Raw genomic sequence first — 23,557 nt, 5'->3', positions numbered from 1 at the left:
ATGAACTCTATCATTGCAGATTTAAATGCAGCAATGAGCAAGAAACAACTGGTGAATATCTACCTAAATACAGGTGATATTTTCTATACCGGCTATATTCAAACTTATAACGATGAAGAGGTCATCATTGCCACATACGAATCAAGCGGTTTGGCCGATGGATACGTCGCTATGAAGACCGCCATCATCGAGAGTGTGGAACGTCAAAGTGAAGACCTAGACAGCATCAAAGAAAAAATGTTAATCGCCAAGGATGAAGGATTAATGGAATCCAAACCCAGCGAATTACACTTTGATTCCAATAACAACTTGTTCCCACAAATTTTAATTCAAGCATACTTAAACCAAGAGGTTATCCTAATTCACGACAATGAAGCGGAACGTTTCTACACAGGGATGGTTAAGAAAATCAGCAATGATTCCTTTAAGTTCTTACGCATTAACAAGTTTGACTTCATGCAAAATGAATTGGTCACCATGGGCTTTAACCAAAGCATGATTATTGAATTCCAAGGTCGTGAACTAAGTGTCATGAGCAAAGTAATGGGCAAGGTCAAAGAGCAAAACATTGCCAAGACCGCCGAATCAATCAACAACATCATCGATTTGTTGAACGATTCATTCCATCATCACAACCTAGTCGAAGTACGTTGTAGATACAATGACCACTTCTTCTATGTCGGGGAGGTCATCATGTTAAACGACAGTGGTGCCATCCTGAAGGTGGTCGACATGTCTGGTCAATTTGGTGGCTATGTCTTCATTCGAATGAATGGCATCCAACGAGTCACCGTTGGCAACGACTACCTTGAATTGGTTCAATTAATGAAGGACCAAAACATTGCTGATCATAATGCATCACAACCGGTATTAAACGATTCAAGAGAATTCGACAGTACCGAAGATAATTTAAATGCTATCTTGACGCAATCAATGAACAAGCATCAATTGATTCGTTTACAATTGAAGTCCGGTAGTAACTTCTTAGGTTACCCGGAAAAGATTGGCCCCGAATCAATGAAGTTCAGTCTATTGGATGAAACAGTCAACTTCTTCATTTACGGACAAAAGATTCCGTTAAATGACATCGTTGAAGTTGGTTTTGAATACATCTATGCTTATTTAGATGAACAACGTCTAAGAAGAAAAGGCGATATGTAATAAAAAAAGGAACCCGATATTTCGGGTTCCTTTTTTGCTTAGCCTAATTTTTGTTTGATAATATCTACTTCATCTTGATTTGGGGATCTGCGCATGCTCTTAATGTCATGCAATTCCTCTACACTAAAATGTAGGTTATAAGCCAATAATGTATCTGGCATATCATTATTCTTTTGATAAGTAACAATTTCTTCAGCAATCTTATTCAATTTACGATTCATAAGAACCCTCCTAACAAAATCCATCCGACAACTACATTATAACTTATTTTAGTATAAGAAGAAAAATAAAGTCTAAAAAATTAGGATAATTTGGATAGCGACAACCACAACAACGAAGATTAGATAATCGGTTGCTTTGATTGTGATCTTTTTGAAATGGGTTCGGCTGTTTCCTTCAACGAATAAATGTGAATTCATTCCTTGAGCTAGTAGGGTGGACCAGTTCATGGCAGCTAGGATTGACTTGAAGTAAAGGGTTGGAGAAACATAGGATAGATGCACGTTTCTCATTTTAGCGGATAACTTGATGTCGACAATCTCTTGTTTGATGGTTTCAATCAAGTTAAAGGCGCCCATTACTCCGTAGGCAAACTTGCTGGGTACGTGAAAGTTTTGTTCCAGACTACCAGCCAAATCCTCGATGGAGGTCTTACATGTGTAAGTTCCACCCAGTGTGACAAACGCGTATAGACGAGTCACCAATAAGATACCGTATTGATAGTCGCCATTTATCTTTTGGGCGAAATAGATTCCGACCGCAGGAATTAAAGTGACGAATAATAAGTATAGAATTCGCTTAAATGAAGCGAAGAAGATTAGATAGATTAGACTAACAACGAAGATAACTAGGTTTAGTCTAACTGATGTTGTAAATGAAATCTCCAAGGCAATCACTAACATCATCAGTAGTTTTAATACGGGATTCATTAAAAGGCCTCCTGATAAGTTAGTTTGTGATCATCAAATGCTAAATGATAATCAACTAGGTTCTCTAGACCATGAGTTTGATGAGAGATTAGTAGTTGTGTTTGACCCTTATCCTTTGCGTGATTCAATAAATCAACGACAACGGTAACATATTCAATGTTGATACCATTAAAAGGTTCGTCTAAAAGAAGAAGTGAGTGCCCCATCATGACCATGCTTAGGATTTGTAGTCGTTTCTTTTGGCCATCACTTAAAGAGTAGATGACACGATCAGATAGATCATCTAGACCGAGTTTGCAAGTGTATTCAGCGATTTGGTCTTCGTCCAACCAGTTGTTGAATGCATTCTTCTTGGATAGTTCTAGTTCGTCGTCGACGGTGATTTTAATGAATTGCTTGGTTGATTCTTGGAAAATCATTCCAACACTTTGTAAGTACTTGTTTAAACGGATTTTACGAATTGATTTGTGGTTTAAATTAATTTCTCCATCAAAATCATGTTGCTTGATAAATGTTTTGAACAGACTTGATTTACCACATCCGTTGGGACCGGTAATTAAGGTCGTTTTTTGTTTCATCAAGTCTAAATCTAAATGATTGATTAATTGCATGTCGTAGTTGGCAATTGATAAATCTGCACAGTTAATAATTGGTTCTCCAACAACTTCGTTTGATAGTGGACGATTTGTGGAATCATTGAATTGATTGAACAATTCTTTGGCCGCCGCATCATCTAAAGGCTTAAACGTTGTGTTGTCTTCATCGAAACCAATTAACTGGTCGATTTGATTTTCGTAGCCCATAAGGTCGTGATCGATACCGATGACAATCTTGCCTGATTCCTTTAGCTGGCTCAATAGACTAATCAGTTCCAGACGAGACTTGATATCGACATTGGCAAATGGTTCATCCAATAGAATAACAGGAGCGTTAATTGCTACGATGATACTTAGTGCAACCTTTTGTTTTTCACCACCGGAAAGAGTCTTGAATTCGCGCTTTCTTAACTCATTGGTATTGGTGAAAGAAAGGGCATCTTCCATAATTTGATCCATTTTATCAGGTTCAACTTGAAGATTTTCTAGTGTGAAGATGAATTCATCTTCCACGGTAGCCATACAAAATTGTTGCATTGGATCTTGGAACATCATGGAAATGGTTTGGCGTAATTTCCATTCTGAAAATTCAGCGATGTTTTGGTGATTAAAATTGATAACGCCGTCGATTGTACCGTCGTTATATTGTGGATAAAATCCTGCGATTGTTTTCAAAAGCGTTGATTTACCAGACCCAGAAGGACTGTATATCAATGCCATTTGATTAGATTCGAAATCCAGGCTAACCCCTTTAAAAGTCGGCTTCGAACTACCAGTATATTGGTATGTCAAATTGTTAATTGATAAGTTATTCAAAAAGTGACACTCCTATTATTTGATAACGTGACTCTTTTCTAACATGTTGGCGATTAGTTTTGATAACACGCCACCAAAGATGAAGATTGAAATGAATCTTGCGATGAATAAGATGATTAGCATGTTGATGGCATAAGCATTGTAACCACTCTTGAACCAGTCATAGATAAATGTGATGACAGTAGTTGAGATGGTAGTAGCGAATACACCTAACCAATCGAAGTGCTTGTATTTAGTAGCAACGAAACCTAATTCAGTTGCGATACCTTGTTCAATACCAGAGATGATGGTTTCAACACCCCATTGTCCACCTAAGAACATTTCAACGATGGCACCGATTACCTCAGCTAGTAATGGAGCACCTGGACGTTTGAAGATAAAACCAGCAAGTGGAGCTGCCATTACCCAAAGACCAAGTAGTAAATCGTTAGCAAGAGGTGCTAGACCATAAGGAGTAAGTGCAAGACTTACTGCGTTGTATAGAAAACCTGTGGCAAAAAAGATAATTCCACAGATAATTGAGATTAATGTAAGTAAAATGATGTTTCTAAGTGACCATGTGTTTTTCATAGTTTCCTCCAGAAAAAAAGGACCCCAAACAACACGTGTTTGGAGTCCAATTTATTTTTATAATTTGTAAAGCATTAAAAATAAAAGGGTTGTTTTCCTTCGCAGGGATTATCCTGAATCAGGTACTATGGGTATGAATCTCAGCCGAATTCCGGCACCCCAAACATTAATTATCAATTTAAATTAACTATACTATTGATTAAATTTAAATTCAATGCTTATATTTTTATTAACATTTTTAAAAAACTGAATACCTTGTCGTAACGGCGATTTCGTGGTAACTTTAGATAGTGAAATTATGATAAATGGAAGTAAAAATGAATGAAGAAATCAGTGAAAAGACTAACAATAATATTCGTCGCGGCGATTGGATTAGGAGCTTACGAACAATTCAGTAATCCATTCTCATTTATTCGCGAAGAATACACCAAAATTACAAATGCAAAACATGGTTATCAACCAGACTACCAACAAGATCAACAAACTTATAAGACCGACTTAATTAAGGTGTCACAGGATAAAGTAAAGAATGCGAGTGCTGCTGTGGCATTGGATGCTACCAAGAATAAGGTAGTTTATTCCCAAAACGGGGACAAGAAGATTAAGGTCGCATCATTAGCCAAACTAATGACCTTATATCTAACGATTCAAAAGGCCGAAAATACCAACGGCTGGAATCAAGTAGTCGACACCAGTAACAAGGGACTAAAGAAACTAGGTGACGACGTTGAACTAGGTGGATTTAAGTTCAAGGACGGCCACAAGTACACCGTCAGAGATTTATATAAGGCCGCTTTAGTCCAATCATCCAACAATGCGGCAATTGCATTGGGTCAATGGGTGGCAGGCTCTAACGTTAAGTTCATCAAGATGATGAATGAACAAGCCAAGGCATGGCATCTAGACGCTAATTTTGTGTCATCATCAGGACTAGAAAATAGTGACTTAGCTAAATTTGGTTATGCTCAAGTTGGTGGCGAGGACGATGCCAACATGATCTCAGCTAAGAGTATCGCAATCATTGCCGACCACGTCCTATCAATTTATCCAAAGGCAATCGATGACGCCAAACAAGTATATGAAAAAGTTGACGGTCAAACTTTATTTAATGAAAATAGTTTACTACCCGGTAGACCATTCTACGATGAAAGTTTGCATGTCGATGGATTAAAGACAGGATATACTGTTGCCGCTGGATTATGCCTAGTTTCGACAGCTCAACAACCAGGAAAAGATCGAGTTATCACCGTCGTGGTTAACGATTATGCCGAATTTTCCGATACTGCGAAATTGATAAAACTGGTTAATAACCACGATTCAGCATTGAAATAATAATAGTTAGCATAAGAATTTTGTATTTTTTCCAAAATAGTGTAGAATAGTAAAGTATCTTTGATTACTAGTATAAAGGAGAAGATTTATGGAATCGGCCTGGAATATAGTTGGCCTACTTCTTTGGATAATTTTGGTTATTTATGCAATTTTTATTATTCATAACATCGGGGTAAGAAGAAGTAGACTAATCATAAATGGGCACTACGACTTTTCATTAACTCACCATTTAAAGACGGTTGCACAAATCGTCGTGTTATTTGCTGGGATTGGATTCATGTCTTTTGAGACATTCTATCCAAACGTTAATGGATCAAACGTTGTCACAACACGTGACTTCAAGCCATTAATTTTGGATACCAATGGTAACAGCTCTTACTATGTGAAGGTCAAAAGTGGGAATAATTCATCTTTGAATCAGTCTTACTCATATTTGGTTAATGGACAACGTCTATCAGTATCAAGTTCAGCATCAAGTGTGCTAGTCGGTACTAATAGCGAAATTAATGTTCAAAAGTCAGCGGTTAGATGGAATGATAATGAAGCTAAGACGCTAGACAAAAAATACCAAAGAGCGTGGGTTGCCGACGTAACCGTTACGTATAAAGACAGTTTTTGGAATGGAATCGGATTACACGCTGGACGTCAGTTCAAGAGTTATACTCTAATCCGTATTCCTGATAATTCATTTATTTATAACGAATAATAAAAAGCCGCTGGATTTAATCCAGGGCTTTTTTTCGTCATAAGTTTGCTTTTTTATAATTTTTCCATTATACTTTTTAATCGTTATCATTTATACAAATTTTATAGGAGAAGAAATATAATGATTATTTAATGAAAGATAGAATTTCTAGAAGTGTATTATTATCGATTTTAGCCGTTGGGGTAATGACGTTTGGTGGGGTCACTGTTGAGACTTCCATGAACATCACTTTCCCAACCTTGATTAATGAATTCCACATTGGTTTAAATGTGGTTCAATGGATAACAACTAGTTATCTACTGGTCTTATCAAGTGTTATTCCAATCTCTAAGTTTTTAAAGGAACGTTATACCGTTAAATCACTATTTGTATTTTCCGGGATTATGTTTTTGATTGGTTTAATTGTTGATGCCACCGCACCATCCTTTGCGTTTATATTGTTAGGTCGAATCATCCAAGGAATTGGAACCGGGATCGCTTTACCATTGATGTTTAACATCATTTTGGATAATGTTCCTGTAAGTCGACTAGGTTTTATGATGGGAGTGGGATCGTTAATCACAGCGGCTGCCTCTGCCATCGGGCCAACCTTTGGAGGAGTTATCGTAAATACGCTGGGATGGCGTTATATTTTTATTTTCTTAATTCCAATACTATTGATTGCTTTGGCATTGGGAATTTATTCAATTCCTAAGATTAATCAGGGTGATTTAGCCAGGAATCGTTTTGACTATGGAGGCTTCATTTTAGTAGTGATTACATTCTTTGGTTTGATTATCGGAATCAGCAACATCAGTACTGCTGACATTATTAGTGTGAACACACTATTGCCAATCTTGATTGGTATCATTTCATTGGTAATTTTCATAAGAACCCAATCAAGAAAACACCAACCATTATTAAACGTTAATATCTTGAAGAATGGTGCTTATTCTAAGTATCTATTAGCATTCTTCATTAACCAATTAATTATCTTGGGCCTTGCTTTTATAGTACCAAACTATGTGCAAATCATTAACCATAGTTCATCTAGTGTTGCTGGTTTAATCCTGCTACCTGGTGCCATTTTGGGCGCAATTATTTCACCATTATCTGGTGCATTGCTTGATAAACTAGGTGCCAAGAAACCAATTCTTTCTGGATCTGGACTTATCATCATTTCATTGTTGATTTTAACGTTTACATCAAGTCACATTAGTGATGGCATGTTTTTAGCATTGTATTCACTAATCATGATTGGAATTGGTTTGTCATATGGGAATATTATGACCAAGGCGTTGAGTTTCTTACAAAACGAGATTCAAGCCGATGGAAATGCAATCCTAACTACGATCCAACAGTTTGCCGGTGCAATCGGAACGGTGATTGTCGCTACCATCATTACCAAGGTGGACAACCTAAACTTGGGTAGTGCTACGATTGGGTTTGCGGTCGCATTATTATTCTTATTAATAATTATGATTATTCAATTCGTGGTTGTCTTAACAACACGAGATAAAAAATAAAAAAAGACCAAGTCGATTCGACTTGGTCTTTTTGTTTAGTCTTGTTTTTGTAGTTTAGAATGGTGAACTCCGTAAACGAAGTAGAAGATAAATCCAATCACAATCCAGATACCAACTGAAATCTTGGTGACGTCTGGAAGCATGATGATAAAGAAGATGCTGAATACACCAGCTACAATTGGTAGGAATGGATACCATGGCATCTTGAATCCTGTGTTTTTAATATCTTTTCTACGACGAAGTTTAATAACACCAAATGAGATGAATGCGAATGCAATCAATGTTCCGGCGTTAATCAATGATGCTAGTTGAGTCAATGGAACCAAACCAGCAAAGAAAGCTTGAACGATGGTTGCGATGATAATCGCATTCTTTGGTACTGAGTGCTTAGAGTTAACACGACCGATGAATTTAGGCAAAAGGCCGTCTCTACCAAGTGCGTATACTAGGCGAGAACCACCGATGAACATAGTCACCATGGCGGTGAAGATTCCAAACAAAGCACCGATAGTAATTAGTTTGTTAAACGCTGACAAGTGAATGATTTGAAGAGCGTAAGCGGCGGGATCGTCAACGTTTAGTTCCTTGTAGTTAACGATTCCAGTAAGTACCATTGAAAATGCGACATATAGAAAGACGGCGAAAACCACAGTTCCGATGATTCCCTTGATAACGTTCTTACCTGGGTCAATGGTTTCAGCGGAGTTAGAAGCTAATGCATCAAAACCGATGAAAGCAAAGAAGACAGTGGCAGCTGCTGTGAAGATACCACCCATACCAAATGGAGTTGAGTGGAATTGAGCAGGGTAGAAAGGAATATAGTTACTTGTCTTAACGTAGAAAGCACCGATGACGATGAAAATAATGATAATGGCGACTTTGACGATTACGGCGAAGTTTTCAACTCGTTTAGACATTTCTGAACCCATTAGTAGAATTCCGGCGATGATTACCACAATCACGACGGCTGAGATGTTAATCACGCCACCTTCCATTGGACTAGCTTGTAGCGCAGCTGGTAAATGAATGCCGATGGCGGCTAAGATATTATTGTTAAAGTAAGCAGCAAACCCGGTCGCTTCAGCCGATACTGCTAAGAAGTATTCAAGGATTAAGGCCCAACCCAAAATCCAACCAACAATTTCACCGTAAACAACGGAACCAAATGAGTAAGCAGATCCAGCTATTGGCATGGCTGATGAAAATTCAGCGTAGGCCATACCAACTAATCCAGAAACGATGGCTGCCATTAAAAAGGCAATCGCAACGGCAGGACCAGCATGACTGGCAGCTTCATGGCCGGGAAGGATGAAAATTCCGGTACCAATCACGGCACCGATACCCAAGCCAATTAAGTCTTTAGTGGTCAAAGACTTGGATAATCGTGAATCGGCCTCTAAATAATTGCTAACCGATTCCTTTTTAAAAATTTGCATAGATATCAACACCTTTTCTTGTTTATTTGTACTATTAACTATATAATGAGTACCAACATAAGTAAAATTAATAAATTCAATATTTACATAAGAAAAGATGATATAAGATGAATCGATTTATTGTACTAGAAGCAGTATTACAGAATAAGAGTTTCACCAAAGCAGCAGAACAACTAGGGTATACCCAATCTTCCGTCAGTCAAATGATGTCCAATCTGGAAAAGGAATTCAACATGCACATTCTAAAACGTTCCAGATCTGGGGTGGAATTGACACCGGATGGGGAAAAACTTTATCCACACATCAGACAAGCGCTTCGTCAATACCGTGGATTAATCGACACCGCCAACGCCATCAATGGCCTTCAATCAGGAACGGTCAGAATCGGGGCAATTACCAGTGTTAGTTGTTACTGGTTGCCAGACCTCTTCAAAGAGTTTAAGGCGCTTTATCCACAGATTAATTTCGTTTTAAACCAGGGTGACTATGGAACCATCATCGATTGGTTGAAAACCGACCAAATTGATTTCGCCATCATGACTGCTGAATACGGAGAAGGTTTTAATAAGACAATTGTCCACAACACTAACATGAATGCATTTATTCCCGTTGACCATCCATACGCCAACGCAGATGCTGTGCCAATTGAAGCACTCGCCGATGATCCATTCATCCTAGTTGAGGGTGGTGGCTACAGTGAACCGCTTGAAGCATTTAAAAAAGCCGGTGTTAAACCCAACGTGCGCTATAAGATTCAAGATGACTACACCATCATGGCGATGGTCGAAGCAGGACTAGGGGTCAGCATCCTATCTGAACTAGTTTACCGTCGAACCGATTTCAATATCGTCAGCAAGCCAGTCGAACCCAACGTGACTAGACCGGTCGCAATTGTTTATAAGAATAAGGATGAACTACCAATCGCCAGCCAACATTTTGCGAAGTTCATTATCGATAGAAAAGAAGAACTAAAATAAAAAAGCCATTCGATTGAATGGCTTTTTTGTTTACATGTAAATGGTTGGGTTTTCAACAGGGATGTCTAATAGCCCTTTTGCGATATCGTCTCCGGCGAGTAAGATTGAATCATTCACACCTGGACGAGGGATGGCTGAGGTAACGAAGTATAATCCTTCGGTATTTAATCCCCATGTGTATAAGTTTGGTTGGCCGACCACTTGGTCAGTCTTAATGTCGATATCCACAGATGAGTTATCCACTGTTTCACCATCAGATAAGGTGATTGGAAGTGGCTTGATTAAGCCTTTGTCCATCATGCTAGTGATAACAGGGTTTGCGGAAACCTTGGTAACAGGAGCGTTGGTACGTGCTTCGATTAAAGCATCACCGTGGATAATTTCTTCACCGTAGAATGCTGAACGGGTGATGAACTTGTGGTTGGCACCGATGACTTGCATTTGAGGACCGATAATCTTGACGATACCAGCATCCATCAATGCTAGGATTTCTTGGCTTCGAACGGCTGGAGCACCTTGGGATAGGAACTTCATGTCAGAAGAGAAACGTCCTAGGTACTTGTGCACTAAATCATCGTTTGTGAATAAGTGATTGGATAAGACGTAACGGATGTTGTCACGAAGATCACGTAGCATTTCTAGTGAACCGATGACAGGACCGGTCTTAGAGCCTAGTAGGGCGTCGTCAATCATTTCTTTTAACCAAGTCTTGATGTGTTTTTGATAGTTATCCAGTGTGGATATCTTTACACCAGCAACTGGGTTTAAAATCTTATCCCAATCAAAGACTTCTTCAGTTTGTAGGTGGTAACTACCGATTAAAGCGTTGTGGTTGTAAGTTTCTCTGAACTTCTTTTGGAAGTCTTCAACATCAATTTCGGGATGTTGAAGACTGAATAAGAAGCTGTAGTAACGATATTCGATGTCCAATCTTAATAACATGTGGAAATCTTCAAAGGAGATGTGACCATCCTTTAGATGTTTATCCACATTTTCGTTGGTTAGAAAGACTGCTGGATAGTTTTCATTGAATGCCTTTTGGCTAATTGCCTTAGGATAGTAAGGTACCCCACGTCTAGAACCAGCGTAAATAGTAGGTTCATCACCTGATGCGTGGTAGGTTAAGGTGTCGTCACCGTTGTCGGTAAAGTATCCACCGCGACCTTCGGTTAGACGGGATACGAAGTCATTAAAACTAAGACCCATTCCACGGATAATCACATTTTGATTACTGGTGATTGTTGATAAGTCTGCCTCATCAGCTTCACCGGGTAGAATGTAGGTTAGACCGTAGTCCTTAGCGTATTTTTGCAGTGATTCTTGGTCTTTGGTTAACTTGTTTTCTTGTTGACCTAGACTGAATACTAGCTTATCAACAGGGTAATCCACATCACCCACAGATACGACGAAAGAATCATCCTTGACCTTTTCGACGTTATCCACATTTTGGTTGAAGTGAACAGCCAATTTGATGTTGTCGTAGTCCTTGATTTGTTCAACTAGTTGTTGGAAGAACCATTGGCAGTATGCACCGCAAATGGCACGAGGCACGTAACTTCTGTCGTTAATCTTATCAACAGCTGTTAGTAACTCGTCTTTGTTATCAACATCGAGACTGTTGATAAATTTGTTTGAGATATCTGATTGGCACCATTCTGAGACACTTAGTGCGTCTTCTTGTCCATCATCGAATAATGAAAGTTCATTGGCAGGGGTATTCATAATTAGACTAATTGGTTGTTTGACTTTCCAGACACGGCCACCTGCAACGGCACGGTCGAAAAGATGAATTGTTAAATTGTCATGATCAGATGATTCAAAGTTTTGAATCAAATTGTTAAGCATTAACAGACCACGAGGGCCTGCACCGATAATTCCGATTTTCATTTCGAACACTCCTTTATAATAAGATAATAACATGATTGAAAAAGTGATTTCATTTTTAACGCATTATTTTCTAAAAATGATTATGGATTATGATAAAATAATAGCTAAGGATGGTGTTAATAATGAGTGAATTAATTCCAGAAAACATGGACGAAGTAAAATTAAAGATGGCTCGTATGTTAATCGACGGACATAAGGTAACCGAAGAAGAAGTAATTTTCCAAGCGGTTGCAGATTTATTCCAAGATTACCTAGAAGAAGCAGAAGAAGGTCACTACGACACTTCTAAGCTTGCTGATGATGGAGTAACTTTCACAGTTACCGGTATCAGTGGTCGTCAAATTGCTGAATTTAAATCAAATGGAGAAAGCTTTGTTGAGGACTTCAGAAAAGACGCATTAGACTTGTGTTTTAGACTAGAAGACGAAGCCCAACGAATTGCTCGACTATAAAAATAAAAAGCGTTGCCAAATCGGCAGCGCTTTTTTATTAGTTTTCAACAGGCAAATCGACTTTTACTTGTTCGATAATGTGACCATCAATGTTATGAAGTAGTTCGTTGTACCAGAAGCCATCCTTGAAGTTTAGTTTTTGGTCTAACGCATAAACTGTCAATGTGTAGTCATGAACACCACTTGGTGGTTTAGGGCCCATGTACTTATGACTAATAGGTTGATCACCTAGGTTATAGATGTGACCGGCTGAACTGTTGTTACCTTGAGTCCAATGTAATGGATTTTCTTGACTGGCGTTTTCAGGAACAACCACGTCCTTACCATCTAGTCCAGCGACTAACCAGTGAATCCATTCAAAACCACATACGGGAATTGAATCTAAATCGGTTAGCGCAAAGGCGATTTCCTTGGTGTCGGCAGGAACATTCTCAATTGAGAAGGGAAATGATACGATTGGAAAATCGTTTTGCTTAAATTCCTCAGCCGCATGACGAGTGTACTTGTCGGGTAGACGGTTGTTGTCTAACTTAACGTTTACTTTCATGAATATTCCTCCTATCTAACGAATTTTAAGATGTAATAACCTTGTGAATCGGCTGAAACAGTATAGGTTTGATAACCAGCCTGGATCCACTGACTTTGCGTTGCCTTAGCGTAGTTTTGCGCATCAGCAACGGAACTAAAGATGTGAGTACCATCAAACATAGTTTTCTTCTTTGATTGGTTTGATGAGTTACTCTTAGTTTGGTTATTCTTACTTTGTTCGGATGTGTTTGATTCATCCATACTTGAACTACTTTGATTACTTGATTGAGTCATCTTAGTGGTTTGATTGTCATGGCTGCTAGTGAAGTAGGTAACGGCTTTTACCCCGCCTAAGATTAGCGCTGCCACAACGACGATAAAGATAATAATTGGCCAAATGTGATTTGAATTTGACTGATTATTTTCGGAGTTCATAAATGTATCATCGAAAGTATATTTACGAATACGGTTGTCATTGTCACCATTATTCATAATAATAATCCTCCATTCGGAAAAAATTTACATATCTATTATAACAAATATTGGACCTGATAGGAATTAAGCTAAATGTTTGAAGATATCGATAAATAGCTATAGTGTTTTATTTAAGGAGGGATGAAACATGACAATTGGATTTATCGGAACCGGTGTAATGGGTTCCTCAATGATTAATATTTTATTGAAAGCAGGATATGAGGTAAACGTATTTAACCGTACCAAGGCGCACGCACAAAGCGTAATCGATAACGGAGCTAAGTGGTTAGATACGCCTGAACAAATTGCTCAATCTTCAGATGTTGTGATCACAATTGCTGGTTTCCCTGATGATGTAAAAGAAATTTACTTTGGTGATAACGGATTATTTAAGGGTGCAGATTCAGACACTATCTTGATTGATTCAACTACTTCAACACCAAAATTAGACGAAGAAATCTTTGCTGAAGGACAAAAGAAGGGTATCGAAACATTGGATGCACCAGTATCCGGTGGTGACGTCGGTGCCAAGAATGGTACCTTAACCATCATGGTCGGTGGTAATCAAGAAACCTTTGATAAGGTCAAACCAATTCTAGATACTATGGGCGGCCAAGTAAAACTATTTGGCGGTGCCGGCAAGGGTCAACATACCAAGATGGCAAACCAAATCATGATTGCTGGTACAATGACTGGAATGGTTGAAATGTACGAATACGGTAAGGCAGCCGGATTGGACTTAGCTTCCATGATGGACACCGTCTCAAGTGGTAGTGCTGACAACTGGAGTCTAGACAACTACGGTCCTCGTGTGTTGAAGGGTGACTTTAAGCCAGGCTTTTCAGCTAAGCACTTCTTGAAGGACTTACGAATCGCTCTTCAAGGTGCTGAAGAAATGCACATTGATTTACCAGCTACAAAATTAGCTAAACAATTATACGACAAGATGGTTAACGATTATCAATTAGGTGATGACGGAACCCAAGGCCTTGTCAAAATTTACGAAAAATAAGCAAAACAAAAAGAAGGCACCGATTGATGCCTTCTTTTTTATTGAATATCGTTGAAGAATGTAAGTAGTTCTTCTTTGGTTAGTTTTTGCTTTTCTTCACCTGAGATGTCGTATGAAATCTTTCCTTGGTGTAGTACCAATAGGCGGTTTCCATACTTCAATGCATCTTCTAGGTGGTGGGTAATCATAAGACAGGTTAGGTTTTGTTCCTTGATGGTTTCATCGGTAATGTCCATTAGGTTTTGGGATGTCTTAGGATCCAATGCAGCGGTATGTTCATCTAGTAGTAAGATGCCAGGCTTTTTGATGGTTGCCATTAAAAAACTCAATGCTTGTCGTTGACCACCAGATAGACTACCGGTGGCGGTGTTTAAACGATGATCTAAGTTGTTGTTCATCTTAGCGGTGATGTCTTTGAAACGTTTCATTTCACCTTTTAGCTTACGAGGTACTAGGTGATGGTGATCACCACGTTTTTCCGCAAGCAATAGGTTTTCAGCAACTGTCATACGAGGAGCAGTTCCTAGTTTAGGGTCTTGGAAGACACGGCTTAAAAATGATGTCCGTTTAACAACTGACATGTTAGTGATGTCTTTATCCTTGTAGATAACTTGACCAGAAGTAGGGCGAAGGTTACCACCAATGGTGTTGAATAATGTTGATTTACCAGCACCGTTGGAACCTAGAATTGTGATGAAGTCACCTTCATGAATGTCTAGGTCAACGTGATCTAAGATGTTTAATTCTTCTGGAGTATCTTCGTTAACAGTCTTTACGACGTCTTTTAATTGAAAGATTGTCTTAGTCATTTTTTAGCCCCCTCTTCAAGACATGTTTTAGATGGAAACGACTTTCGAATGCAGGAAGACCCATGAAAATCGCAAGTAGGATTGATGAGATTAAGTTCAAGTCGTTGGCGTTGAAACCAAGTTGTAGAACTAGTAGTAATACTAGACGGTATAAAATACTACCGACGATTACGGCAACTAGACGTTGGTTCATGGTTAAGTCACCGAAGATAACTTCACCAATGATGATTGATGCTAGGGCAACAACGATGATACCGATACCCATGTTAACATCTGAGTAACCGTTGTTTTGGGCAACTAAAGCACCTCCTAAGGCGATTAGACCGTTAGATACACTCACACCCATGATTTTCATGTTATCTGTGTTGATACCTAGTGATTCGGCCATGTTTTCGTTATCACCAGTGGCGATGAAGGCTTGTCCTAAATCAGTTTGTAAGAAGTAAATCAAAATTAAAGTTACGACGGTGATGACGATAAAACCAACGAAGACACCATCGAAGTAAGGTGGTAATGATTCTAGGAACTTACCACTTAGTAAGGTAGGTAGACCTAATAGCGATTGGTTAGGCTTACCCATGATGCGAAGATCGATTGAGTATGAAGCAGTCATTACTAAGATTCCGGCAAGTAGTACAGGAATTTTTGCTTTAGTGTATAAAAGACCGGTAACAAGACCAGCGACACATCCAACCAAGAAGGCTAAGATGGTAGCTAAAACAGGATTGACACCATGAGCAATTGCTGTAACAGCGGTTGCAGCACCCATTGGGAAAGTTCCTTCAACGGTCATATCAGGGAAGTCTAGAATTCTAAATGTTAGGTAAAGACCAATTCCGATTACGGACCATAATAGTCCTTGTCCGATTGCTGAAATAATTAAACTCATTTGTAAATCACTCCGTTTCTTTTGGCTTCCTTAAGAAGGTAGTCAGGAATCTTGATACCAAGTTTCTTTGCTTGGCCTAAGTTGATTGCTAGGTCACCATGACTTAGTTTTTCGATTGGCATGTCTGCTGGGTTCGCACCCTTTAGAACACGAGCGGCCATCTTACCAGTTTGCACACCTAACTTGTATTGGTTCAAACCAATGGTAGCTAATGCACCTTGCTTAACAACAGTTGAAGCAGTAGGGAAGACTGGCACGTTCTTAGTGTTCGCAACGTTTACTAGTGTTTGGATTGCTGAAGCAACGGTGTTGTCGTTTGGTACGTAGACAGCATCAACGTTTTGCACCATTTGAGTAGCAACCTGGTTTAAGTCGTTAGTGTTTGAGATTGAGTATCCCTTAACGTTAACGTGTTCCTTCTTGCATAGTTCAACGAATTGATGGTATTGAGATGTAGCTGAGTCATCGCTTGATGTGTAAATTACCCCTAGAGTATGTAAATTAGGCATAATTTCCTTGATTAGTTTTAATTCTTCCTTCATTGGAGGAAAATCTGAAACACCGGTAACTTGGCGGCCAGGGTGTTCGTTTGAATCAACCAAGCCAGCTGACTTAGGATCAGTAATCGCACCTAGAATAAGTGGGGCGTTTTTAACTGTGTTAGCTAGGACCTGTGCTGATGGTGTGGTGATACCGATTGACATGTCGACGTTTTCGGTCGCGAACTTAGAACTCATTGTCTTTAAGTTTCCTTGGTCACCTTCGGCATTTTGGAAATCGATGTTGATGTTCTTACCTGGAGTATAGCCAGATTCCTTTAATCCATCGATAATTCCCTTATGAATAGCGTCTAGTGCGGGATGTTCTGTAAGTTGTAAAATCCCAACAGTAGGGGTGTGATCACGACTGATCTTATGCGGTTGTTTTTCTTGGTAAAAACCAAATCCTAGTAAGACGACTAGGACAAAGATGACTGTGTAAAGTCTTTTCATAACTCATTCTCCTTTTGGTATAAAGTTTAAATGGTAAATAAATGCAATAAAAAAACGGATAACCCAGACACTACAGGTTACCCGTTCTTATGGCCTGTGGTGTTCGAATCATATCCGCACAGGCTTATTTATTCGTGAGAAAGAAGCCGGTACAGATGCGCTTAATGATTGCATCATAAGTCGCATCTATACTAGTAATGCGACCTATAGGCACCAGCTTTGCCAACGAGAACTTAGACTTGTTGATAAAATATTCTTCATTGGTTCTTTCTCCTCTCAATTTAAGTTAAGTTCATTTTAAGTTTAAGAATTACAATTGTCAAGAAATAAAACATCGAGCAAATAAAAAAGAACACCAAATGGTGTTCCTATGCTTTATTTGTCTTCTTTATTTTCGTCAGTTGGTTCGTCTTCATATGCGTCTAGATTGATTTGGTCATTGACCACTTTTGCATTATGAAGATCAGTACTTACCATTGAACTGGAAATTCCCCATCTGTAGAAGGCTAGGGAAACAATAATAATCACAACGAAGTCCAATGGATATGGAATCCAGTTTTGACCACCGAATGGTGCTGAACCTACGTATGACATTACTGAGATGAAGATTAGGTAACCAATCATCCAGAAACTACCGGTGAATTGGGTCTTAGTCTTCTTCCAGTTAGTTTTCCATTCGAAGTAGAAGTAGAATGGAAGACCTAATAGAATAACTAGAATAACTTTAACAGTTGTTGGCCACATTGCCCAGTATGCAGCTAAACTAGCTAATACGAAGGCGAAAGGTGCCATGAATTGTAGCATTCTCATTCTAATTGGACGTTTGAAATTAGGTGCCATCTTTCTCAATGATGTTACTGTAACTGGACCAGTTAAGTAAGCAATCAAAGTTGAAGTAGAGATAACACTAGCAAGTGTACCCCAACTTCTGAATAGAGAAACTAATAGAACAGAGATGATCATATTAACAACCATCGCAATTCTTGGGACACCCCAACGTTCATTCATTTTACCTAAGAACTTAGGCATGTGTTCATTTTGTACCATGGCAGCAAGAGTACGACTTGTTTGAGCAACAAATGAAACCCCTGTACCGAATGGTGAAATGAATGCGTCAAAGTATAGCAATACGGCAAGCCAGTGTAGGCCTAACATGATTGCTAAGTCGGCAAATGGTGATTCGAAGTTGATACCATGCCAACCTACCTTGGCAAGTACTGATGGTTCTACGGCACTAATGAATGTAAATTGTAGGGCAACGTAGATAACAATACTAATAGCCAATGAAATGGTAATACCTAAAGCGATATTACGTTTAGGGTTCTTAATTTCTTTTCCCATGTTAATAACAACTTGGAATGCATTGTATGAGAAAATAATTCCTGAAGCTGTTGTTGCTGAGAAAATAGCGGCGCTACCATAAGGCATAAAGCCTTGTGATGCGAAGTTTCCACCATGGAATCCTGATAGGAGTAACATGATGATAGTAAGTAGCGGAATTCCTAGTTTGAAAATTGAAATGAAACTAGTGAATTTAGCTAGTAAATTAACAGACCAATAATTTAATAGCGTGAAGACTAATATGAAAAGAAAAACGACAAATAAACCTAGATTAGAAATTTCTCCATTTACGATAAAACCGTGAGTCCAATGAGCCCATTTCCATGGCCATGAACCCATGTATTGGGTTGCGGCAACGGCTTCGATTGGAATCAAGGTAACTAATGATACCCAGTTAGACCAGGCAGCAATAAAACCTAATAGAGACCCGTGGGTGTATTGAGCGTACTTACTCATACCACCACTTTCGGGGAACATTGAACCTAGTTCGATGTAGTTAAAGGCGATAGCACCGATAACAATAGCACCGATTACCCATGAGATGATAGCGGCTGGACCAGCAACACGGGAAGCTTCCCATGAACCGAATAACCAACCTGAACCAATAATGGAACTAAGTCCCAACATTACAATTTGAAATAAACCTACTTTTCTTGATTTCTTATTTTTTTTCATAAAACTCCTTTCATGGTCTTTGAGTATACTAACAAAAATCCATGTCCATGTAAAATGTTTAAAGACCTACCATGACACAGTTTTTGCTGCTTATCGGGCATAATAATAACGTTTGTTAGCACTTAAAAATAATTAAAAAAAGTGTGATATTGATTATAATTCTTAATTAATATTCACAAATCTCAATTACGTTTTTTTCTGGATCATTTATGAAAAGTGAATTCATTGGTCCATTTGAACCATGAATTTTTTTAGGGCCGTCGATGATGGTGACACCATAGTTGGCTAAATGGGCACTTAAGTCCGTTAATGAGTCCTTCACAATGATGCAGAATTTAGATGAACCCGGCGTAGGATTTTCCGGGACATTATCGTCACTGTCATTTTGAAGGAAGATTAGTTTTTGTTTGCCAAGTTGAAATTCAAGTCTGTCATCTGTGAATTCAATGATTGGTAAATCTAAAACTTCATGGTAAAAACGCATGCATAGCTTTAGATCATTGGCAAAGATTGTAATATGGTCAATATCTTTGACCTTCATTATGATCATTCCTTTTTTTAATTTTTACACATTCAATTATACCATTATCGATGGCTTTGCAACGATTTAATATTGCTGAAAACGCCGAAAAATTGACGTTTAGCCCTAAAATGTGTTAATTTTGTAATTATATATAAGTACGGAATAGAAAAAAGGAGAAAAAGACTGTGGCTTTATTAGATGTTAAAGATATCAGTATGGGTTTTGCCGACAAAAAGCTATACGATGAAGCAAGTTTTACCCTTAATAAGGGTGAACATATGGGAATTGTTGGACAAAACGGGGTAGGAAAGTCTACATTGATTAAGATTATTACCGGAGTGGAATTGCCAATCTCAGGTTCAGTGAAGTGGCAAAACAATGTGAGCGTTGGTTACTTGGACCAATACGCTGATATTCCAGAAGGAATGACATTGATTGATTTCTTGCACACTGCTTACCAAGACCTATACGATAAATCAAAGCACATGCAAGAATTGTATGAACAATATGCGGAAAACTTTGATGACAAGTTATTGGAACAAGCGGGAAGAATTCAAGAAGAACTAGAAGCAAAACGCTTCTATGATATTGAGACCGAAATTGAACGAGTAATCACTGGTTTAGGTCTAGATGATGTCGAACGTGATCAACAAATCACCAACATGTCAGGTGGACAACGTTCAAAGATTATCCTAGCTAAGTTAATTCTAGAAGATCCAGACGTTATCTTACTTGATGAACCTACTAACTACCTAGACGTTGCCCACATTACGTGGTTGGAAGACTACATCAATGGCTTTGACGGTGCCGTAATGGTAATTTCCCATGATTACGACTTCTTGGAAAACGTTACTAACTGTATCGTAAACATTGCCTTTGGTAAGATTACCAAGTACCGTGGTGACTTCAAGTCAGCCATGCGTCAAAAAGCTGAACGTGAAATGGTTCAACAAAGAGAATACGATAAGCAACAAGTTGAAATTGAAAAGGCCAAAGCCTTCATTAGAAAGAACAAGGCCGGTTCAAGATCAACAATGGCTAAATCAAGAGAAAAGATGCTATCACATATGGAATTGGTTGATCCACCTTCGACTAACATCCATGCATCATTTAACTTCCCATACGAAGACACTGGTTCACAAAATGCGTTGGTCGTCGACGAACTATCAGTTGGTTATGACAAACCACTACTAAAACCAGTTAGCTTCTCAGTTAATACTGATGAAAAGGTTGGTTTCCAAGGATTTAACGGGGTGGGTAAGTCAACTCTAATCAAATCCATTTTAGGAATTCTAGAACCAAAGGGTGGAAAGGCAACATTCTCACCATCAGCTAAGGTTAGTTACTTTAGCCAAGATTTGGTATGGAGCAATAACAATGAAACTCCAATGCAAATCATTCAAAACAAGTTCCCTAAGTTGGAACAAAAAGAAATCAGAACAAAACTTGCTAAGTGTGGTTTGGACTCAGCAAATGCTTCCAAGCCAATCGGTGAATTATCCGGGGGAGAACAAACCAAGGTTAAGTTAGCGATGTTGGAATTCACTCCATCTAACTTCTTGATCATGGATGAACCTACTAACCACTTGGATGACGAAACCAAGGAATCATTAAAACACGCAATTAATAATTTCCCAGGAAACGCAATCATCGTATCTCACGAAACTAGCTTTTATAATGGACTAGTGGACAAGGTCTTAGATGTTGAAAAACTAAGTCTAAGGGATGCCGACGAAATTGCAAAAGCACAAGGACAAGTAAATAACTAATTAAAATAAGGAGGCGGACAACATCTATAATAGTCGAAAAGTATGGCTGATCATCGCAGATATTATGATGTTGATTTGGGCGCTTATATGTATCGAATGGTTAACCGTTAAAATTATTTTCATCGCCTTAGTATTATTCTTCGGCGGTCGCAATTTATACATTGACGATGGCCAATTAATTGATACAAGATACAGCGTCATAACAGCTGCCTGTTTTGCTTTATTTATCTTAATTAGTTTGTTTTAAACCAAAAAAAGAACCTACCAGAATATGGTAGGTTCTTTTTTTTACATAAAGTTGCTTGGCTCGTCAGCGTAGTCATTCATGAAGTTCTTAGCGTCACTGTATGAGGCGAACTGACTGATGATGGTGATATCTTCTTTGTGTTGTCTGTCGTTTCGATAGTTGACCTGTTTAACCAAGAAGTATTCCTTAATATCATCTAGTGCCTGTGATTCATTATTTCTTACGTAAATTTGGAGGTAAACGTGTTGGTTGGAGAATTCCAATTCGCGTTTTGATAGCTTGATGTATCCCTTGGAATTCAATTGATTTTGACGGGGATGCTTTTCTGCAAGGGCGTTATCGCTGTTACAGAAGTAAACTAAGAACCAGTAAATATTTAAGAAGAACATGAATAAAGCAAAGCAGTTTCTAAATAGGGTTGGCCAGAAGTTAGAACCGGCCGCAAATGATCTTGCTTCGACGATGAACTTGAAGTCGATTAGACTTTCCAAGTTAGTAGCAAGCAAACAAACGGTGAAGACGATAATCCACACGTATTTGTATAGCTTGATTAGTTGGCGCCAGAAGTTGTGATGCAGGTTATCAAGATAGCGATGGTGCATCGAGGCTTCCGATACCAGGAATAATCCGCACAATAGAATGAAACAGATTAATGGGATTTTATAACTTGTAATTAAGTAGAAAATACTTAATAGGAAGTTATTCATTGAATTAGTTAGAAAAGACGGTACTCGATATCCAAAGATTTCAAGGACAACAAGGATAATTGCGCCTTCTCTGAATAAGTTGATGAATCGTTCAACGCTGTTGCTGTTGGTTCGATTCAACACGATATTATAGACGTTTTGCATTTTGATGAACTCCTTTAATTCATTAAAGATAGTTATACCACGAAAACATTAAAATTAGTATAAAAAAAAGACCTAGTAGGTCTTTTTTTCAGAACCCCGTGGGTTCTTTTTTCAGACCCGTTGGGTCTTTTTTATTACTTATTAAATGTATAGTTTTCCACTTCACGAATGAAAGTAGCCAAGTGATCGTAGTAAACGGGAGCATTATCAATCATGTGATGATGACCAGCATTAGGAGTTGATACAAACTTAGCGTTTGGAATCATCTTAGCCATACGTTTACCAGTTTCAACAGGCATTGATTCATGTTCACCGAAGGTAACTAGGGTAGGTACATGGTTTTCTGATAGGTAATCAGTGTTGTGCCATTCACCTAATTTACCAGTGATAACGAATTCGTTGTCACCTTGGAACTTGTTGTAAATATCAGTGTTGGATACGCCAATTAAGTGTTCCAACTTAGATGGTTGTTTACGGTCGATGTAACCCTTGTTTAGTTGGTCAACATCGTTTTGGTAACGTTCGTTGTCGTAGTCGTTTTCGGCTTCGCACTTCTTCATGAATGCTAATTCGTCTGGAGCAAATTCCTTTTCACGAATTTCATCTAAGTGCTTAGTGTAATCATCAATGTCATCAACCATTGATGAGATGATGGCACCCTTTAGGTGGTCACCATATTTTTGTGCGTATAGTTGAACTAACACACCACCCCAAGATTGACCGATTAAGTAGAAGTCATCTAGACCTAATTTTTGTCTAACTTCTTCAACTTCGTCAACGTAGTAGTCGTAAGTTAAAATCTTGTCAGCAACCTTAGGGTCTGAAAAATCAGGGGTATCGGAGTACCATGAACCTAATTGATCGTAGTAGGTAACGGCAACATCTAGACCTTGCTTCTTCAATTGGTCAGCTGAGTCTTCCCAGTATTCGTGGGTTCCACCAGGGCCACCGTGTAGGGCAAGTAAGTTAATCTTACCTTCACCAGAAGTGTGGGTCCATAAATGATAGCCATTATCTAAAGTGATAATTTTTGTTTGTTGTTTCATGACAATCCCTCGTTTCAATCTAAATTATTATTAA

24 protein-coding genes and 1 riboswitch are annotated in these 23,557 nt (G+C 38.6%); of the genes, 9 read left to right on the top strand and 15 right to left on the bottom strand.

The window, feature by feature from the left end:
- Positions 1-1,161, top strand: coding sequence for a hypothetical protein (locus RZ55_RS05350; protein ID WP_057175913.1), 1,161 nt, complete (start codon positions 1-3; stop codon positions 1,159-1,161).
- Positions 1,162-1,199: 38 nt separating this feature from the next.
- On the opposite strand, the gene RZ55_RS05345 is transcribed toward RZ55_RS05350, so the two are convergent.
- From RZ55_RS05345 to RZ55_RS05330, 4 genes are all read right to left on the bottom strand, one after another.
- Positions 1,200-1,382, bottom strand: a complete 183-nt coding sequence (locus tag RZ55_RS05345; protein ID WP_034530908.1) for an LBP_cg2779 family protein — start codon at positions 1,380-1,382, stop codon at positions 1,200-1,202.
- 72 nt (positions 1,383-1,454) lie between these two features.
- Entirely contained in the window at positions 1,455-2,090 is a 636-nt protein-coding gene (locus RZ55_RS05340) for an energy-coupling factor transporter transmembrane component T family protein (RefSeq protein ID WP_053792919.1), read from the bottom strand.
- Positions 2,090-3,502 (bottom strand): ATP-binding cassette domain-containing protein, encoded by a 1,413-nt coding sequence (locus RZ55_RS05335; protein ID WP_054483772.1) that lies wholly within the window; start codon positions 3,500-3,502, stop codon positions 2,090-2,092. Before RZ55_RS05335 ends, RZ55_RS05340 begins: the two co-directional genes overlap by 1 nt.
- Before the next feature lie 15 nt (positions 3,503-3,517).
- The gene (locus RZ55_RS05330) at positions 3,518-4,072 is read right to left on the bottom strand and encodes an ECF transporter S component (protein ID WP_054483771.1); all 555 of its coding nucleotides are present in this window, start codon (positions 4,070-4,072) and stop codon (positions 3,518-3,520) included.
- A 77-nt stretch (positions 4,073-4,149) separates the two neighbouring features.
- Positions 4,150-4,244, bottom strand: a riboswitch (TPP riboswitch).
- A 149-nt stretch (positions 4,245-4,393) separates the two neighbouring features.
- On the opposite strand from RZ55_RS05330, the gene RZ55_RS05325 reads away from it, so the two are divergent.
- From RZ55_RS05325 to RZ55_RS05315, 3 genes are all read left to right on the top strand, one after another.
- The gene (locus tag RZ55_RS05325) at positions 4,394-5,404 is read left to right on the top strand and encodes a D-alanyl-D-alanine carboxypeptidase family protein (RefSeq protein WP_057175912.1); all 1,011 of its coding nucleotides are present in this window, start codon (positions 4,394-4,396) and stop codon (positions 5,402-5,404) included.
- A gap of 88 nt (positions 5,405-5,492) precedes the next feature.
- Positions 5,493-6,110 carry an LVIS_2131 family protein gene (locus tag RZ55_RS05320; protein ID WP_054483769.1) on the top strand — a complete coding sequence of 206 codons (618 nt, stop codon included), beginning with the start codon at positions 5,493-5,495 and terminating at the stop codon, positions 6,108-6,110.
- Between the two features lie 131 nt (positions 6,111-6,241).
- Positions 6,242-7,615, top strand: a complete 1,374-nt coding sequence (locus tag RZ55_RS05315) for an MFS transporter (protein ID WP_057175911.1) — start codon at positions 6,242-6,244, stop codon at positions 7,613-7,615.
- Between the two features lie 35 nt (positions 7,616-7,650).
- Here the strand turns inward: RZ55_RS05315 and RZ55_RS05310 are convergent, their stop codons facing one another.
- Complete coding sequence (locus tag RZ55_RS05310) at positions 7,651-9,051, bottom strand: APC family permease (protein WP_057175910.1); 1,401 nt, start codon at positions 9,049-9,051, stop codon at positions 7,651-7,653.
- A 107-nt stretch (positions 9,052-9,158) separates the two neighbouring features.
- Between RZ55_RS05310 and RZ55_RS05305 the strand changes: the two genes are divergently transcribed.
- A complete protein-coding gene (locus RZ55_RS05305; protein WP_034530914.1) occupies positions 9,159-10,028 on the top strand; it encodes a LysR family transcriptional regulator in 870 nt (289 codons plus the stop codon).
- Between the two features lie 30 nt (positions 10,029-10,058).
- Here RZ55_RS05305 and RZ55_RS05300 read toward each other — a convergent pair whose 3' ends face one another.
- Positions 10,059-11,915: an FAD/NAD(P)-binding protein gene (locus RZ55_RS05300; protein ID WP_057175909.1), complete on the bottom strand. Its 1,857-nt coding sequence runs from the start codon at positions 11,913-11,915 to the stop codon at positions 10,059-10,061.
- Positions 11,916-12,037: 122 nt separating this feature from the next.
- Between RZ55_RS05300 and RZ55_RS05295 the strand changes: the two genes are divergently transcribed.
- Positions 12,038-12,367 carry a hypothetical protein gene (locus RZ55_RS05295; RefSeq protein WP_034531427.1) on the top strand — a complete coding sequence of 110 codons (330 nt, stop codon included), beginning with the start codon at positions 12,038-12,040 and terminating at the stop codon, positions 12,365-12,367.
- Between the two features lie 37 nt (positions 12,368-12,404).
- On the opposite strand, the gene RZ55_RS05290 is transcribed toward RZ55_RS05295, so the two are convergent.
- Both RZ55_RS05290 and RZ55_RS05285 read right to left on the bottom strand, forming a co-directional pair.
- Complete coding sequence (locus tag RZ55_RS05290; RefSeq protein ID WP_057175908.1) at positions 12,405-12,914, bottom strand: YbhB/YbcL family Raf kinase inhibitor-like protein; 510 nt, start codon at positions 12,912-12,914, stop codon at positions 12,405-12,407.
- An 11-nt stretch (positions 12,915-12,925) separates the two neighbouring features.
- On the bottom strand, positions 12,926-13,387 hold the full coding sequence (locus RZ55_RS05285) for a hypothetical protein (protein ID WP_057175907.1): 462 nt from the start codon (positions 13,385-13,387) through the stop codon (positions 12,926-12,928).
- A gap of 130 nt (positions 13,388-13,517) precedes the next feature.
- Between RZ55_RS05285 and RZ55_RS05280 the strand changes: the two genes are divergently transcribed.
- The gene (locus RZ55_RS05280; protein ID WP_057175906.1) at positions 13,518-14,381 is read left to right on the top strand and encodes an NAD(P)-dependent oxidoreductase; all 864 of its coding nucleotides are present in this window, start codon (positions 13,518-13,520) and stop codon (positions 14,379-14,381) included.
- Positions 14,382-14,419: 38 nt separating this feature from the next.
- Here the strand turns inward: RZ55_RS05280 and RZ55_RS05275 are convergent, their stop codons facing one another.
- The 5 genes from RZ55_RS05275 to RZ55_RS05255 form a co-directional block, all read right to left on the bottom strand.
- Positions 14,420-15,190: an ABC transporter ATP-binding protein gene (locus RZ55_RS05275; protein WP_034531433.1), complete on the bottom strand. Its 771-nt coding sequence runs from the start codon at positions 15,188-15,190 to the stop codon at positions 14,420-14,422.
- Positions 15,183-16,079, bottom strand: a complete 897-nt coding sequence (locus RZ55_RS05270; RefSeq protein ID WP_057175905.1) for an ABC transporter permease — start codon at positions 16,077-16,079, stop codon at positions 15,183-15,185. The genes RZ55_RS05275 and RZ55_RS05270 overlap by 8 nt, the downstream gene beginning before the upstream one ends.
- Complete coding sequence (gene trpX / locus RZ55_RS05265; RefSeq protein WP_057175904.1) at positions 16,076-17,071, bottom strand: tryptophan ABC transporter substrate-binding protein; 996 nt, start codon at positions 17,069-17,071, stop codon at positions 16,076-16,078. Before trpX ends, RZ55_RS05270 begins: the two co-directional genes overlap by 4 nt.
- A gap of 375 nt (positions 17,072-17,446) precedes the next feature.
- Positions 17,447-19,087 carry an APC family permease gene (locus RZ55_RS05260; protein WP_057175903.1) on the bottom strand — a complete coding sequence of 547 codons (1,641 nt, stop codon included), beginning with the start codon at positions 19,085-19,087 and terminating at the stop codon, positions 17,447-17,449.
- 166 nt (positions 19,088-19,253) lie between these two features.
- Positions 19,254-19,628, bottom strand: coding sequence for a VOC family protein (locus RZ55_RS05255; protein WP_034535202.1), 375 nt, complete (start codon positions 19,626-19,628; stop codon positions 19,254-19,256).
- Between the two features lie 197 nt (positions 19,629-19,825).
- Between RZ55_RS05255 and RZ55_RS05250 the strand changes: the two genes are divergently transcribed.
- Both RZ55_RS05250 and RZ55_RS07240 read left to right on the top strand, forming a co-directional pair.
- Positions 19,826-21,379 carry an ABC-F family ATP-binding cassette domain-containing protein gene (locus tag RZ55_RS05250; RefSeq protein WP_081034518.1) on the top strand — a complete coding sequence of 518 codons (1,554 nt, stop codon included), beginning with the start codon at positions 19,826-19,828 and terminating at the stop codon, positions 21,377-21,379.
- A gap of 64 nt (positions 21,380-21,443) precedes the next feature.
- Complete coding sequence (locus RZ55_RS07240) at positions 21,444-21,626, top strand: hypothetical protein (protein ID WP_143444197.1); 183 nt, start codon at positions 21,444-21,446, stop codon at positions 21,624-21,626.
- A gap of 41 nt (positions 21,627-21,667) precedes the next feature.
- Here the strand turns inward: RZ55_RS07240 and RZ55_RS05245 are convergent, their stop codons facing one another.
- Together RZ55_RS05245 and RZ55_RS05240 are read right to left on the bottom strand one after the other, a co-directional pair.
- Complete coding sequence (locus RZ55_RS05245; protein ID WP_034535201.1) at positions 21,668-22,477, bottom strand: hypothetical protein; 810 nt, start codon at positions 22,475-22,477, stop codon at positions 21,668-21,670.
- Between the two features lie 134 nt (positions 22,478-22,611).
- Entirely contained in the window at positions 22,612-23,523 is a 912-nt protein-coding gene (locus tag RZ55_RS05240; protein ID WP_057175901.1) for a proline iminopeptidase-family hydrolase, read from the bottom strand.
- Positions 23,524-23,557 lie beyond the last annotated feature (34 nt).

This window comes from Apilactobacillus kunkeei (assembly GCF_001421115.1).
GTDB lineage: Bacteria > Bacillota > Bacilli > Lactobacillales > Lactobacillaceae > Apilactobacillus > Apilactobacillus kunkeei_F.
The sequence above is the reverse complement of the archived record's forward strand: the minus strand, read 5'-3'. Positions and strand labels throughout refer to the sequence as shown.

Bases quoted from the DNA above. Each gene is read 5' to 3' on its own strand.
- RZ55_RS05350 (WP_057175913.1), top strand. From the start codon at position 1: ATGAACTCTATCATTGCAGATTTAAATGCAGCAATGAGCAAGAAACAA.
- RZ55_RS05345 (WP_034530908.1), bottom strand. From the start codon at position 1,382: ATGAATCGTAAATTGAATAAGATTGCTGAAGAAATTGTTACTTATCAA.
- RZ55_RS05340 (WP_053792919.1), bottom strand. From the start codon at position 2,090: ATGAATCCCGTATTAAAACTACTGATGATGTTAGTGATTGCCTTGGAG.
- RZ55_RS05330 (WP_054483771.1), bottom strand. From the start codon at position 4,072: ATGAAAAACACATGGTCACTTAGAAACATCATTTTACTTACATTAATC.
- RZ55_RS05325 (WP_057175912.1), top strand. From the start codon at position 4,394: ATGAAGAAATCAGTGAAAAGACTAACAATAATATTCGTCGCGGCGATT.
- RZ55_RS05320 (WP_054483769.1), top strand. From the start codon at position 5,493: ATGGAATCGGCCTGGAATATAGTTGGCCTACTTCTTTGGATAATTTTG.
- RZ55_RS05315 (WP_057175911.1), top strand. From the start codon at position 6,242: ATGAAAGATAGAATTTCTAGAAGTGTATTATTATCGATTTTAGCCGTT.
- RZ55_RS05310 (WP_057175910.1), bottom strand. From the start codon at position 9,051: ATGCAAATTTTTAAAAAGGAATCGGTTAGCAATTATTTAGAGGCCGAT.
- RZ55_RS05305 (WP_034530914.1), top strand. From the start codon at position 9,159: ATGAATCGATTTATTGTACTAGAAGCAGTATTACAGAATAAGAGTTTC.
- RZ55_RS05300 (WP_057175909.1), bottom strand. From the start codon at position 11,915: ATGAAAATCGGAATTATCGGTGCAGGCCCTCGTGGTCTGTTAATGCTT.
- RZ55_RS05295 (WP_034531427.1), top strand. From the start codon at position 12,038: ATGAGTGAATTAATTCCAGAAAACATGGACGAAGTAAAATTAAAGATG.
- RZ55_RS05290 (WP_057175908.1), bottom strand. From the start codon at position 12,914: ATGAAAGTAAACGTTAAGTTAGACAACAACCGTCTACCCGACAAGTAC.
- RZ55_RS05285 (WP_057175907.1), bottom strand. From the start codon at position 13,387: ATGAATAATGGTGACAATGACAACCGTATTCGTAAATATACTTTCGAT.
- RZ55_RS05280 (WP_057175906.1), top strand. From the start codon at position 13,518: ATGACAATTGGATTTATCGGAACCGGTGTAATGGGTTCCTCAATGATT.
- RZ55_RS05275 (WP_034531433.1), bottom strand. From the start codon at position 15,190: ATGACTAAGACAATCTTTCAATTAAAAGACGTCGTAAAGACTGTTAAC.
- RZ55_RS05270 (WP_057175905.1), bottom strand. From the start codon at position 16,079: ATGAGTTTAATTATTTCAGCAATCGGACAAGGACTATTATGGTCCGTA.
- trpX (WP_057175904.1), bottom strand. From the start codon at position 17,071: ATGAAAAGACTTTACACAGTCATCTTTGTCCTAGTCGTCTTACTAGGA.
- RZ55_RS05260 (WP_057175903.1), bottom strand. From the start codon at position 19,087: ATGAAAAAAAATAAGAAATCAAGAAAAGTAGGTTTATTTCAAATTGTA.
- RZ55_RS05255 (WP_034535202.1), bottom strand. From the start codon at position 19,628: ATGAAGGTCAAAGATATTGACCATATTACAATCTTTGCCAATGATCTA.
- RZ55_RS05250 (WP_081034518.1), top strand. From the start codon at position 19,826: ATGGGTTTTGCCGACAAAAAGCTATACGATGAAGCAAGTTTTACCCTT.
- RZ55_RS07240 (WP_143444197.1), top strand. From the start codon at position 21,444: ATGATGTTGATTTGGGCGCTTATATGTATCGAATGGTTAACCGTTAAA.
- RZ55_RS05245 (WP_034535201.1), bottom strand. From the start codon at position 22,477: ATGCAAAACGTCTATAATATCGTGTTGAATCGAACCAACAGCAACAGC.
- RZ55_RS05240 (WP_057175901.1), bottom strand. From the start codon at position 23,523: ATGAAACAACAAACAAAAATTATCACTTTAGATAATGGCTATCATTTA.